This is a genomic window from Microcystis ichthyoblabe FBCC-A1114, from assembly GCF_050500245.1.
GTDB classification, from domain to species: domain Bacteria; phylum Cyanobacteriota; class Cyanobacteriia; order Cyanobacteriales; family Microcystaceae; genus Microcystis; species Microcystis ichthyoblabe_A.
In genome coordinates, this window is record NZ_CP191408.1 from 381642 (window position 1) to 396632 (window position 14991).

Here is a 14991-nt window from a genome sequence, read left to right on the forward strand (position 1 = left end):
GAGAGAGGCTTTTAATTGGCCGCAGCCCTTGACTTCCCCACAGGATTTAAGCCCAATAATTGCCTAAAAAATGGCAATTAATCGATTGAGGGCTATCAGTGCCGCGGTGAATTATCATAGTTCATTAGCTCTGGTGAGCCATTGCCCTTTCTTTGGTGTGTGTGAGGTAGACAATTATGAGTAACTCCCCTGGTGATCCTTCTCCTCGTCCTAATCTTTTTCTGAGTATCGGTCGATTTGTCCGCCGGCCTTCTACTTTAATTGTCGGGGGAATTACTCTCCTAGGAATTACCTCCCTTGGCTATTTTACGACTCGTTATTTAGTTTATGAACGTCTCACCCCAATTTTAGACAATATCTTCAGTGAAATGCTGCACAGACCTGTCAGGGTAGGTAAGATAGAGGGCTTTTATTTTAATCGCATTCGTATCGGTAAATCGGAAATTCCAGCTACGGCCAATTCTGCTGATAGTGTATCTGTTGATGCGATCGAATTGGGATTAAATCCGCTGCCGTTACTTTTAGGTCTGCCGCTGCCAGTTGATGTCAAGTTAATTAATCCCAGTATTTATCTCGATCAGGATAAAAATGGTCAATGGCTCGATAATTTAGAAAAAATAGCTAGTAACTTAGATCGGGAGGCACTCATCAGGTTAAACCTGGGTTTTCAGGTGGAGAAGGGAGACATTACTATCCAACCCTATGCCCTGAAAAAACCGATAGAAATTAAGGCCAATGGTCAGGGAAGATTCATCGATAATCAAAGGCAACCTCTCACCTACGATTTTAGCGCAGAAATTCTCAAAAGTCAAGTAAAAATTCAAGGAGAAACGGCGTTAAAAACGGGCGAAAGTCAAACTAATCTTCAGATTGATAGTTTGAACTTAAATGAACTATTAACTTTAATTCCTCGGAGCAATTTCCAATTAAATCAAGGACAAGTAAATGCTAATATTGCTCTCGATATTCCCAGTTGGGCAAAGCTAAATCAAACCGAAGGAAATGGCAATTTTCAGGTGACAGATTTGGCGGGTAAATTCCAACCTTTCCAGTATCCAATTAAGCTAACAACTAAGTTAAATTTACAGGGAGATAAAGTATTAGTCGAACAGGCGACCGCAAGTATTGGCAAGATTAAAACTGAGGTGAAGGGAGAAGTAAATTGGCAAACTGGTTATCATCTCAAGGTCGCGCTAGAATCGGTGGATTTACAACAGCTTTTAAGAATTATTTATCTGCAATCACCTCTAGATTTACGGGGAGAGGCACGCTCTACTTTTCAAGTGACGGGAAAATTAGATCAACCTCTAATTAAAGGAACCGTTAGCAGCAGCAAACCGATTATTTTTGAGCAAATTCCCATTCAATCAATAACCAGTAATTTTCAAACAAATCTCAATCGTCTTAGTTTAGATAAAATTCAAATTAAACCCGTCGCAGGTGGAGAAATTAAAGGAGAAGGAAAATTGCAATTAAATATTCTGCAATCCCTGCAAAAAAATCAACCTCTTGACGGGACAAAAATGCCGATTGATTTGAATTTACAAGCAAATTTTCCCACAAGAAAAATTTTATCTCAATTGGCCACAATTCCCGCTCAAATTAATATAAGCGATCTGCAAGCTAATATTAAAGCTAGAGGGAGTTTAGGACTGCCCCAATTATTAATTAATTGGCAAATACCCAGGGTTAATCAGTCAGGATTAATCAATGTTGCTGGGGAGGGCAAAGTATTTTTAGGAGGCAACAAAATCAATTTAACCGATACGGTCATTAAAACAAATACTGGCAAACTACAGGTTAATGCTAATAGTGATTTTACTAGCAAATTAGTCCAAGCAAAAATCACGGGTAATAACTTTTTATTGACTTCTTTTCTGCCTATCTTTTGTCAATATGTAGATATTATTTGCCCCTACTTAGAAACCTTAGAACCCTTGAATTTAGAGACAGCTAATATTCAAGTTAGTGGCAAAATTGATCAACTCAATGTTAATACTTTAAACGGAATTGCTAACTTAAGAATTAGCGGTAAACAAGGCACAATTTTAGTCAATAGTCAAGTATCGCAAGGAAATTTTCAGGCTAAAGCTGTCTTAGCGGGATTGCTGATTAATTCCCTATTGCCTAACTTACCAACTCAGGTTAAATTAACGCAATCGCAAATTAATTTACAGGGTTATTTAGGGGAATTGCTGAATAATAAAAATAATATTTTCAGCAGTTGGCAAGGTCAAGGGAATATGGAGTTATTAGTAGATAATAATCCTTTAATTGCCACAGCCAAACTGAATCGAGGTTTCCTGACAGGAACAGTTAACACCGGGGGAATTAGTCTCAATCCTCTAGTGGAAAATTTAACAGTTCCCGTTAGTTTAGGCAGGACAAAAATCAGCTTTGCTGGTGGAATAAATTCTCTGATTAGTGGTACTTTAACGGATTTAAAAACTTGGCGCGGAGAAGGAGATATACAGTTATTTGTCAATAATCGATTTTTAAGAACGACAGCCCAACTGGAACAAGGTATTTTAAGCGGTATAATTAATACGACTGGGATTAACTTAAATCCGTTTTTACCCAAGATAAATATTCCTGTTAGTCTAGGAAAAACCCAAGTCAATTTCACTGGTGCAATCAATAATTTACTAGCGGGGAAAATACCAAATCTGTCCACCATCAATGCTAGAGTAAATACTCGCTTGTTAGTGGATAATAATCCGATTAATACTGATATTCAGTTAAACAAAGGTATTTTTAATATTCTCGGTAGTTTAGAGCGTTTTCAGACTAATATTCCCCTAGCGTTGAATATTTACCAAACGAAGTTTCAAGCAACAGGAAATGCCCAAACTATTTTCGACTCTCTGCTAGAAAAACGACTGAACTTAAGCAGTATTAAAGCAGTTTTTAACTCTCGTATTAATGTAGCTAAAGGAGAGATTAAAGCTAAGGCACAACTGAATAATAATTTCTGGCAAAGTGATATTATTGCCGCTAATCTTGATCCCGCTGTCCTACTAAGGCAATTGGGGGGAGTAAAATCAATCTCGATTCCTAACCTAGATTTTAGTGCCAATTTAGCGGGAAATATTCAAGAAATTTGGCAGGGAGTAACACCAATTCAGATTAATAATCTTTCGGCACAGTGGGGAGAAAATAGCTTTAATGTGCGAGGAAATATTCTTTTAGCTAATCTTACCAGTCAACCCGATATCGCTGAGGTTAACTTAAATCTACAGGCAAAAACCGACCTTGCTGCTGTACGGCTAACTCAGATTATATCGCTTTTACCGATTGATTCTAACCTAAAACCCAAAGAATCGACACTAACAGGGATCGGAGAATTTCAAGGACAAATCACGGGAAAAAATCTCTTAAGTGCTTGGCAAAAAGTGGGAAATATACGAATCAAAGGAGATATAAATTTAGCTAACTTTAGCATTAATGAGCGACTCTTTGAACCCCTACTAAAAGGAACAATTCAAGCAGGAATCGGTCAAAATATTAGTTTAAATCTGCGGGGAAATCAGGACATTATTGACCTAACTTTCGATCCTTGTCAACAAAATAATTGTCTGCTGCCCTATCTTCCCTTAGGGATAAATATTCGCCAAGCTTTTGGAAATAAAACTCCTTTTTTAGCAACAGCTAAACGAAGCGGAGAAAATTTAAATGTTCAGATTGCCGATTTTCCCCTAGAAATCCTGAAAATATCTCCGACGGTAGCCTACAATGTTCCGGGGATTATTGCTGGACAAGTGAATGCTAATCTAGACATCAATTTATTTAACTTACAGGGACAGGGACAACTAGAGATTAATCAACCTAGTCTAGGTAACTTAATCGGGGAAAAATTAACGGCAAAGTTGCTTTATCGGGATTCCATAGTTCAACTGCAAGCGGGGAGTTTACAAGCGGGTGCAAGTCAATATAATCTGCAAGGTTTATTTAATTGGCAAACCCAAGCAATAGAAGCTAAACTCAGGGTAGATCAAGGTTATATTCAAGATTTATTATCAGTTGCTAGTATCTATGATTTAACCAGTTTAATCAACCTTTTCTCCTCCGAGAATAACCCAGCTATTCAACTTAATCCCCTAGGAGTAGGTAATCCCGAAGCTTCCCTAGCAGAACAGGTAAATTTGCGGGCAAAAATTGAAGAAATAATCCAGCAATTAGCAGGGGAAAGGGGGGTAGTTGGGATACCGTCTGAACTAGATTTTCGTGGTCGCTATCAAGCAAATATAGCCTTAACTGGGACTTTAAAAAATCCCGATCTTAGCGTACAATTTCAGGGCAATCGATGGGAATGGCGACCCCAAAGACCGACAGTAAATATTGTTAAACCTCTCGGAATTGTCACCACCGATACCCAATTAATTCCCATTGATGAAGTAACAATTAATCTTAACTTAAATCGTCAGTTGCTCAGGATAGAACCGATTAGATTAAAATCACGAGATTCTTCCGTATTTTTAGCGGGTGATTTTTCCTTGAAAAAAGTAGAGGGGACTTTTGCCGTGGAAAATCTTTCTCTCGATCTCTTGAGAAATTTTGTGCAGTTTCCCTTGGATGTATCTGGTAGTCTAAAAACTCAAGGTCAAATTACAGGAACTTTATTAAATCCTCGTATTCAGGGTAACTTTGGCTTTATTGATGGTGCAATTAATGCCCAAAATATTAATCAAGATATAATTGGTTTATTTACCTATAATCAGTATCGTTTTGATTTGCGGACAACCTCCTCCGAATCAATCCAACTCTATGCCAGCATTCCCTATCCTCCCTTACCGAGTAATGATCAATTAAAAATCCAAGCAAAATTAGGAACCGATGCACTCAAATTAATTGAAGCTATCAGTCAAAACGCCATCGAATGGGTTAAAGGTGAGGGAGAGGTAGTTCTTTCAGCGACGGGAAGATTAGATATAAAAGAAGGCTTAAAAATAAAAGATTTAGAAGCAAATGGTATAGTTACTCTCAATAATGCCGCTATCCGCAGTGTTGCTTTTCCAGAGATTTTAACCGTAAATGGCCGCATTGGGTTAACCCCTGAAAGCTTAACAGTAGAGGAATTACAAGGCTCGATCGCTGACAGACAAATTTCTGTGGTGGGAGTTTTACCTTTCTTTCAAGCCATCAAAAATAATCCTAATCCCTTAACAGTTAATATTCAAGAGGGAGATATAGCAATTAATGGTCTTTATCGGGGATTAATTGCTGGGAATGCCATGGTAACGGGAACAATTCAACAACCAATTATCGGGGGTAATGTACGTCTTTCTCGGGGTAAAGTTTTTCTTCCTCGCACCCCAGAAATTAATCAAGAAACGGATAAATCAGTAAGTCGCTGGCTGCAGCCTCTCAACATTCCTCAGACGACCAATATTACTCCAGTTTTAAATAATTTCCAAGTGTCTTTAGCGGGATTATCCATCGAACAAGAACCTTTGTATCAATTTGATTTTAGTGGTGCTTTAACCTTGAACGGTTCGCTCACTTCACTGGAGAAATTACAAACCAATGGAGTGATTAATCTCGATCGGGGACGGGTTAGCTACATCGATACTCGTTTTCTTCTTAACCGACGCAATCAAAATGTTATTGTTTTTGATTCTAGTCGCGGGTTGGGACTTTTTAATCCCTTTGTTGATATTCAACTGCGAACAATTCTCAGCGAATTTTCTCAATCTCGCGATTTTGCTATCTCCCGTCCGGGGGGGGATTTTCCTAGTAATGAAATTCCCGATGATAGTCTGAATCGCATTCAAAGGATCGATGTCACCCTCAGCGTTGAAGGGGAATTAAACCGCTTGCTACCAAATTTAGGCCGTAATATTAATGAAGTGTGCCAAATTCGTCCCAATAGTCCCCCTTTTCCCCTAGAGGAAAACTACACAAATGCAGAATTACAAAAAGCTGCTAATTGTTTACAAGGAGTGGCTTTTGCTAGAGGTGAAGATGAGGGATTGCTTAATACTCCCCTAGTTAAATTAACTAGCACTCCCCCCCGCAGCCAAGGGGAAATCGTTCGACTGTTGGGGGAACAATTGCTGTCGGTTTTTAATGGTTTACAGGGGAAAAATACAGAACAATTAATTCAGTTTGGAGTGGTTCAGTTGGCGATTCCCCTCTTAGCTCAAGGAGTCGTGTATGATGTGGAGAATGCGGTTAGTAATGCGATTGGAGCAACCGATTTTAATATTCTTCCCAATTTGGAAACCGTCTATCGAGTTAATTCCCAGTCTTTTATCCGCTTCTCCTACGATTACAATTTGAATGAGTTTACCGTCCGCTATCAAACTCAATTTTAAGGTAAGATTGAGAGATATAGGAGAGTTCAGAAGTTAGGAGACAAGGCAAAATTAGGTTATACTTCATCTTACTTGATATTCTATGATTATTCGCGAGGCTAAAGAAACAGATTTACCAACAATTATCGAGATTTATAATGCCGCTGTTCCCACTCGCAAGGCAACCGCAGATTTAAAGCCTATTTCCCTCGAAAGTCGGCGAGAATGGTTTAAAAAGCACGATCCTGAACAGTATCCCATTTGGGTAATAGCGATCGAAGGTCGGGTGGTGGGTTGGCTAAGTTTACAGATGTTTTATGGTCGTGTCGCTTACCAAAAAACGGCAGAGGTTAGTTTATATATTTCCCCCGATTATCAAGGTCGTGGAATCGGTAAATTATTAGTAGAATATGCCCTGAATTGCTGTCCGAAATTGGGTATATCTAATCTTATCTGTATTATTTTTGCCCACAATCAGGCCAGTATTCGTCTCTTTGAAAAATTCGGCTTTCAACGATGGGGTTATTTACCCCAAATTGCCGCTCTAGACGATTTTCTGGCTGATGTGGTCATTTTAGGGAAAAAAGTCGCTTAAATAGGCAATTCTCCCCATAGCTAGACTAAATTCTAGACTTAATTGAATATCAGTATTTTCTGGTTCGCCTAGAGATGATTTCTAGGTGAGAGAAAAGAGATAGTATTTATGGCTCTTCCTTAGCATAATTTTTTCCTCATCAAGAAACTACTATCAAGGCTTAAGTTTTCTTACCAGACTCAGTTAATTTATCGATTAGGTCAAGCTGTGTATCGAGATCATCCCAGATATCCTATACTTATTTTACAGCGTTTCTGGTCAAGACGAAGTATAACCTAATTTGGTATCGACCATCGACTCCCCAAAAAGGAAAACTTTGTACATCATCATTAAGATAACTGCTATGACCATGAATAATTTTAAAATACTGCTCATCGGCTATGGTAATACTTTAAGAAATGATGACGGAGTGGGAGTGAGAATAGCCGAAATTATTGCCGAGGAGAATTGGTCTAATCTAGAGGTCATCGCTACCCATCAATTGACTCCTGAGTTAGCGGCCGATATAGCTGATGCTTCTCTAGTTATTTTTGTTGATGCGGTATTATCTAATCAAACTGATATCCAGATAGAAAAATTAGCGGCAGTTACCGAATGGAATAATTTCGGTCATGCAGAAAGTCCTGCTTCTTTATTAGCATTAACTCAAGCAATTTATCAACAAACTCCTAGGGCCTGGGGAATATTTATTCCTGCTATTAATTGTGAATTTGGTGAAGAATTATCAACAATAACTCAAAAGGGCTTGACAAATGCGATTAAAGCTATTAGGAAAATTATTACTTCTGAGGATTTGACTGAATACCAAAAGCAGGACTTTGATAATCTTCCGGCAGATAATTTTCAGGAATAGTGCTGTGATTGCCATCCCGGAGAGCCTTGTAGTGAGGAGACATAATTTCGATACCGACTTCGTTACATTTATCCTGAATATTTTGGTGTAATTCAGAATAAATATACACCATTTTGTTAGGATGATCGGTGTAGGCATTTAGCTGATAGCTGACATAAAAATCATCGAGACTGGTTTGCAAGACAAAAGGAGCAGGTTCTGAGACAATAAATTGGGTGGCTAAGGCTGCTTCTTTCAGGGTTGCGTGAACCTTACGCCAAGGTAAATCATAACCGAGAGTGACTGTGGTTTGCAAAATTAAAGGCTGTTTGAATTCCCTTTGAGAGACACTAAAGTTAATCACATTAGTGTTTAACAGCGATGAATTAGGAATCGTGATAATTCTATTAGCTGGTGTGCGAATACGGGTGACTAATAGTCCTTTTTCAATCACATCTCCAATAACATCACCAATAGAAATTTTATCTCCTAGTTGAAAAGAGCGGGTATAGATGAGGATAATTCCCCCCACCACGTTAGCAATAGCAGAGGTGGAACCCAAGGAAAATAGTACCCCTAAAAATACCGACACCCCCTGAAAAGCAGGAGAATTAAATCCAGGTAGATAGGGAAAAGCGATGACTATAGCTAAGGCAATTATCAGCAGTGACAGTAAATTATAGGTTGGTTTTGCCCAATCGGGATAGAAACCATTAATTACTAAATTTTCTCTTTCCAATCCAGTGAAAAATGGTTTAATTGCTCTCAACAGATAGTGAGTTATAAAAATAATTAGCAGTATGATAAAAATACTGGGTAAATATTTTGCTATCTCTTGGGAAACAACTTCTAAAGCACTAAAAAAGTATTGCAGAAAACCATCACCAAATTTTCTAGTCCAGGGAAAAAGACGAAGGACAAAAGTTAAATAAAAATAGAGAATAGTTAAAATAATTAGAGTGCGGATAAATTGCAAAACTCTTAGGGAAAAAATTCCTATTGTCTGGGAACTAATAATCTCAAAATTTTGGAATACGACCCCAGGAACTAGGGAGGTGATTAACCTCTGAATCTGGGGAAAAACCCGCGAAGATATAAAAATTATTACCCAGAAAATTAAGACCGTGGCCAAGGTAGCACTTACCGTCAAAACTGCATCTTTTAAGAGGTTATCCGGTTGACGTTCTTGACGATAACGGACAATGGCCGCTTTAATCTTTGCTAAAGCTCGTTCGGCTAATACTTCTTGACTGACCGCCTGTAATTTGGCATCTTTAGAAGTAATAGTAGCAATAACCGTATCTCCCAAAATAATCGAAGGGTTTTTGTCTTCAGGATCAATTTTTATAGTTAAATCTTCAGGAGAAAGAGCATCGTCATCGGCAATTTTTTCAATTCTGTCTGTAATCGATTTCGCTCTTTCTTGCGCTGAAAAAGAACCTATTCCCTGCCGAATCGTAAAAAGTTCTTGATTATCAAGCATGACGGGAAAAACTTCTCCCAAAGTTTCCAGGGGTGTTTCCTGTCCCTGTTTAGCAGGATTATTCTGGGCTGCTATCATGAAGATAGGGGATAAAGTCAGTAACAAAACTAAACAAAACAGTCCTAGGTAACGCCAGATTTTTTTCATCTTCTAAGCCACAATTGTACAGGAGCGATCGAGTTTAATACCTCTTTTTTTCATCGTAGCATGGAATAGTTCTGTGGATAACACCTGTTCCACGGGATAAATCCCAGCTTTTTGGAGTTTTGCCGCTAAGATTAATTCTGCCACGCTGCCAGTTCCCCAACCCGCTGCTTGAGCAGTATTCTCGTGAACCATAGTTGCTTGATAAACTGCTTTTTGCTGCCCTTGCCATCCGACGACTTTTGCCAACATTGCCACCCCAATTCCCGAAAATTTATCGGTTACTTCTGTCATGCGATAACTAACTTGGGAAAAAAACTCAATTCCCCGATAACTTTCTACCCAAGCATCGGGAAAAATATGGGCAGTAATCCAAGTTAAATGATTATAAAAATCGGGAATAGAACCAAATTTTGTGATCACATTTTGCACTGGAAAAGATTCGGCAAAAGTATAGGTTTCTGGCATATCAAACCAATAAACACCAGTTTTACCCAAAGGAGCGGGAAAGTCAATTACTTCCCTGGCAGTATAGGGTTTAATCTCTTGCCATTTTCCCTCAATCCAAGCTAAAAAAGGCTTTTTTAAACCGAGAAAAGTTGTCCGCATTACGGTTAATCCCGCACCTCCTGAACCGGCTACGGCATAATTTAAACGGATCGTTTCTACCCTATCTAATTGTTCCACTCCCTCCCGCACTATACTATTAGAAATACCGGGGAAAATTCCCGTATTAACCACGGCAGTTATTCCTGCTTTTATCGCTAATTCTCGATAGGGAATTAACTTTTGATAAAAAGAACGATGATCACTAACATCAATATAATTGACTTTTTCTTCGATGCAAATTTTTACTACCCTGCCATCGCGATAGTGAAAGGGACCGGCACAATGAATAACTAAATCACTATTTTTAATTGCTTGTCTAAGCTTGTCTATTTCTTCTAAATCTAAAGCCAAAAACTGCATTCTTGGCAGTAATTTAATGGCTTTTTCCTTGCGTCCTGTGATAATAATTTTAGCTGAAGTATGATTAATAATATCTAGGGCGACACTTTGACCAATGCGACCGGTGCCACCTAAAATTAAAACAGTTTTTTCCATGGCAACTATCAATAATATTTGTTGCCCTAGTATAGCATCCTCTTGGCAATTTTGCCTATTTTACAAGATGAAAAATTGAGAATAATCCCAACTTATTTAATGCGTCCGAGGGGCAAGAAAATAGTTAAAATCTCACCTTCTTCGGGTTTTTCACGCACAATCAATTTACCTCCCAAAGCTTGAAAAAGGTTTTTAGTCACCTTCATATTCAGACTTAAACTACCGGTTTCTGGTTGAAACATTAGGACTTTTCCCAAAGCTTTGAGGGTAAGATTAGGTGATTTTATTTGAGTTTGAAACTGCATTTTTAATTGATTTCCTGCCGTTGATATATGTACTTGCAACAGTCCACCACTAGCCATACTGCGAGTACATTTTTCCACGACTCCATTTAACATTTGATCCAATAAATTCGGGTCGCTAATTACCGAAGGCAATTTTTTCGGTACATTAACTTCTAAATTGACATTGCGCCGTTTAGCCTGTTTTTGCCACCGAGGAATACTATCTTGAAAGACTTTTTCTAGAGCAATTGGAATTAATTGAATTGGTTTATCTCCCAGAGGATTAATACCCAATTCTGCGGCTCGGAAAATTAATTCCATGCGCTGAATTTGTTCACTACATTCTAAATCGATTGTTTCTAAATATTTTTCTACATCTTCCGTTACTTTGGCCCGTTTTAACAATAATCTGGTAATGGTGCGAATGGTGGTTAAAGGGGTGCGAATTTCGTGGGTTAAAGCGCGCAATAATTCCAAATCACAACCCGATTCTAAATTAGAATTATCTTCCTTTGGCGGAGTGATTTCGGCATTGATAGGCGATTTCGTTTTTTTCAGGTCTAAATTAGGCTGGTTGGGTAAATTTTGCAGTAATTGGCGACTAAATTGGCTAACTAGACGATAATCCGGCGAGGGACTGCCATTAGCCTCGATAATTGCCTCTAAAGTCTCGATTTGCGGATAACGCAGATTAACTAATCGTTGCCGCAACTGCTGCCAAGCTTGCTGAGTGAGGACGGGATCAAAGGAAAATTGAAAAGAGGACAAACCCCACTGATCCTCGCCTAAAACCAGCAAAAGAGCGAAACTTTCGCTAAAAACCAGACAAAATCTTTCATTAGCAATCGGATCCGTTGGCAAGAGAGGCAATTCATGAATCTCTGTCGGGGAAATATCGGCGGCGGATTTTTCCTGAGAAGGCAATTGCAAACCCAGCCATTGTAAATGTTTTAAAGCTTTAACGGTAAAAACACCGAATTTAAAACCCGTTAAAGCCTTGCTTTCTCTGACTAAAGCCGTCGGACCGGAGAGAATTAAACCCCGACTGGCGGCATTATTTGGGTTTTGTAATAAGATATTTTCTAAAGATGCGATCGCTGCGAACCATTCACTTTCCGCTTTCAGTTGCGAGCGCTTGAGCCATTCCGATAAATTAGGATAAAAAGCATTGGGGGTGAAAGTTTCCCGGTCCTGATGGTCAGTCGGCGGGAAAATATCGCTTAATTTCGGTAAAGACCCCTTTAACATCGTCTTCATCACTGACTAGATACAAATTCCTTACCTAGAATATTACCCCCGTTAATGCCCATCCCATAACGGTAAAACCGAACTCTATTGGCAGTGATATCCGCGTTTTGATAACAGTTATCTTAATGGTGAGGTACAAAGTTTTGCTTTTGGGGAGTCGGTCGTCGATAGCAAATTAGGTGGCTCTTCTGGTTTCTGTGTGGAAACGAGGTCTATACTGATAGTCTCTTCGACAAAATAGTCCTAAAAGTGTTACCCGATAAGTATTTCACGATTCCATAAGCAAAAATTATCACACAAAGTCGAGAAGAGCCATTAGGTTACACTTCGTCTTGATCGGAAAGGCTGTCAATCGGCTTAATGATTTGTAATATAGGTTAGTCCAGTTGATTACCTATGCTGGTTGTGGGTTTAGTAGCTCAATTCAACCTCGATAAGTCTAATATTTAACTACACCTCCCGACTTATGTGTTTTTTTGTTACATTTAAGTATTTTTTTTGTTTATCTATGGTTATCATAGAGCGAGTTAAATTGTTCCCAAATGATTTCCCTAACTAACCGATCTTTGCTCCCAAACCCTTTGTCCTTGACATTACGTCAATAGGAGGAACCATCGGCTCTTGGTTTGCCTGTTTAAGTGTTGCTTTCAAGCTAGGTAAACAGTTGAGTAGTGGTAACTTTCGAGCAATAGTTGGGGTCGGTTATTGACTATATTTTGCCGTGAGCAAATTCTGAGAATTAATCAGAACTAAGTGCGCTTGTCTGTCTTCCGAACCCGTCGCTGCTGCGGATTTGAGGTTCATTTATCCTTTGTCTGAGAGAGAGTAAAAAATATGCTGCACATTCATATTCTTCAGGATACGTTTTTCAAGTCTTCCACAGCTTTTTCCGAAACCCTCAATAGTGGGCAAAAATCCTTAATCAAAGCGGGAACTAAACTGCCAATTAAATCTTATTTTCGCCAAAATAATCATTATTCTGTCAAGTTAGCCGCAGAACAAGGTTCAGTGGGGAAAGCGGGATTTTTCTTTGATGATCATGTACAAGTAGAAGAAATACGGGGCGTTTGGCTCACCAATGTTGACAGTGATATTCTCAAGTCTAAAGATAACCTAAAAGCTGGGTTGGAAAAACTTAAAAATTTAGGATTTAATACTCTTTATCTAGTAGTTTGGAACAAAGGCTATGTGTTTTTTCAATCACAAATTGCTGATAATGTCTTCACTGCCGATAAGGAAAAACTCAAAAAAGTCAACCTTGAAAAAGAGTTAGTCGGTAGAGATCTACTAGCAGAAATCATTGAGATTAATCAGACAGAAAAGTATAACTTTCGGATTATTGCTTGGTTTGAATATGGTTTAATGGTTCCCCCAGCTGCTCCCTTATTTGCCCAAAAACCAGATTGGTTTATGCTTACTCATCAACAGAAAAATACCGTTGATGGTGATGGAAATTGCCGCTTAAATCCCGCTCATCCTGAAGTTAAAGATTTTTGGGTTAGTCTTATTCGTGAAGTAGTTAAAAACTATGAAATTGATGGTATTCAATTAGATGATCACTTCGCTATTCATCACGCAAAATTCTTGCCTAATGGTACTAAAAATTTTGATTTTAGCATGGGGTTTGAATCCTTTACTATCAAACTTTTTCAAAAGGAAACTGGTTCAGTTAGTCCCTTAAGCAATCCCCAATTAGCGAAATTTAAAGATTGGCGTAAGGAGAAGTTAACTCAATTAGTGCGATTGATTTTTAAAACCATTAAAGCGGAAAAAGACGATTGTATTCTCTCCATTTCTCCCAATCCTTTAGGATTTTCTGTTGATCATGCTTTAGCTGATTGGGAAGCATGGGAAAAGGAAGGATTAATTGAAGAACTGGCATTGCAAACTTATCGTGGAGATGTCCAGAGTTTTGAGAGAGAAATCGATAAATCAGAGGTAAAAGCAGCGCGGGAACATATTCCCACCGTCATCGGTATTCTCACAGGTTTAAAACCCAGTGATAGACGAGTAAATTTCCAATTAATTCAAGCACAAACTCAGGAGACTCGTGAGCGAGATTTTGCCGGTTTTGCCTATTTTTTCTATAGCAGTTTATTAGACCATATTCCCACCACAGAAACCGTGGCTGACAGGGAGAAGAAATTGGCTCAAATTCTTGCTACCGATCAATTTGTTTAATTTATTCTTTGAGATTCAAAATTATCCATAAAAGGAGATAAATTCATGACTCAATCTTCCCTTTCCTTGAATAGCATGGCTACAAAAACTGAAAAATTTTTGCTAAATAATCCCTTCTGGTTTTTGCTGTTTTTAGTCGGATTGGTGGCTTTTCTACTGCTTGCTAATATTGCCATTTTTCCCTCGTTAACTATGCGGGGAGATATCGCCCTAGATAAGATTTTCATTGGCACAATTGCTATTGTTGCGGTGGTGGAACGCAGCGTAGAATTATTTATTGCTGCTTGGCGTAATCCCCAGAAAGAGGTTTTAGAACAAGAGATTAGTGTTTTGAAAAATATTGCCTCTCGAACGGAGGAACAAGAAGCACAATTAATCTCAAAACAAAAAGAGTTACTCCAGTACATAACTCTAACCAAAAAATATGCTCTCTTCTTAAGTCTTGTCTTTGGTTTTATGGCAAGTTTTACAGGGATTCGTATTCTAGAACCTTTGGTAAATATGACGACAACCAAACCTGAGCAAATCGCTACATTCTACAAATTAGATTTAGTTTTGTCAGCCTTAGGTATTGCCACGGGAACTAAGCTATTTCATGGTTTGCCCGCTTTAGTCTCTGATACCATTACTGCCACCAGAGGGCAAGTTAATAAATAGTTAACTGTTATCATTAAGTCACGAAACATCAATAAATTCTAGATTTCCTGGTTATAAAAACTGGGAAAATTTCTGTTGAATTAATTTCAAAAATACTTAATAAGAAATATTAAATATTTGCCAATTATGTCGAGGTTTATGAGAGTATAATAGCTGTACGAAAAATAGTC

General features: G+C 38.4%; 8 protein-coding genes. 5 read left to right on the plus strand and 3 right to left on the minus strand.

Translation table 11 applies throughout. The features are described from left to right. The first annotated feature begins 176 nt into the window (after positions 1-176). The 3 genes from ACQY1Y_RS01895 (at position 177) to ACQY1Y_RS01905 (ending at position 7741) form a co-directional block, all read left to right on the plus strand. Entirely contained in the window at positions 177-6314 is a 6138-nt protein-coding gene (locus ACQY1Y_RS01895; protein WP_430013853.1) for a translocation/assembly module TamB domain-containing protein, read from the plus strand. 82 nt (positions 6315-6396) lie between these two features. Beyond that, a complete protein-coding gene (locus tag ACQY1Y_RS01900; RefSeq protein ID WP_002735254.1) occupies positions 6397-6888 on the plus strand; it encodes a GNAT family N-acetyltransferase in 492 nt (163 codons plus the stop codon). A 349-nt stretch (positions 6889-7237) separates the two neighbouring features. After that, a complete protein-coding gene (locus ACQY1Y_RS01905; RefSeq protein ID WP_002738268.1) occupies positions 7238-7741 on the plus strand; it encodes a hydrogenase maturation protease in 504 nt (167 codons plus the stop codon). On the opposite strand, the gene ACQY1Y_RS01910 is transcribed toward ACQY1Y_RS01905, so the two are convergent. The 3 genes from ACQY1Y_RS01910 to ACQY1Y_RS01920 all read right to left on the minus strand — a co-directional run bounded on the left by ACQY1Y_RS01910 (position 7668) and on the right by ACQY1Y_RS01920 (position 11983). Next, a complete protein-coding gene (locus ACQY1Y_RS01910; protein WP_016516022.1) occupies positions 7668-9350 on the minus strand; it encodes a mechanosensitive ion channel family protein in 1683 nt (560 codons plus the stop codon). The two genes, ACQY1Y_RS01905 and ACQY1Y_RS01910, sit on opposite strands and share 74 nt — an antisense overlap. A 3-nt stretch (positions 9351-9353) precedes the next feature. Continuing rightward, complete coding sequence (locus ACQY1Y_RS01915) at positions 9354-10451, minus strand: saccharopine dehydrogenase family protein (protein WP_430013854.1); 1098 nt, start codon at positions 10449-10451, stop codon at positions 9354-9356. Positions 10452-10543: 92 nt separating this feature from the next. Continuing rightward, on the minus strand, positions 10544-11983 hold the full coding sequence (locus ACQY1Y_RS01920) for a sensor histidine kinase (RefSeq protein WP_002736280.1): 1440 nt from the start codon (positions 11981-11983) through the stop codon (positions 10544-10546). An 834-nt stretch (positions 11984-12817) separates the two neighbouring features. Here ACQY1Y_RS01920 and ACQY1Y_RS01925 point away from each other — a divergent pair. Together ACQY1Y_RS01925 and ACQY1Y_RS01930 are read left to right on the plus strand one after the other, a co-directional pair. Continuing rightward, positions 12818-14164, plus strand: coding sequence for a glycoside hydrolase family 10 protein (locus ACQY1Y_RS01925; protein ID WP_430013855.1), 1347 nt, complete (start codon positions 12818-12820; stop codon positions 14162-14164). 45 nt (positions 14165-14209) lie between these two features. After that, on the plus strand, positions 14210-14821 hold the full coding sequence (locus tag ACQY1Y_RS01930) for a hypothetical protein (RefSeq protein WP_430013856.1): 612 nt from the start codon (positions 14210-14212) through the stop codon (positions 14819-14821). Positions 14822-14991: the final 170 nt, after the last annotated feature.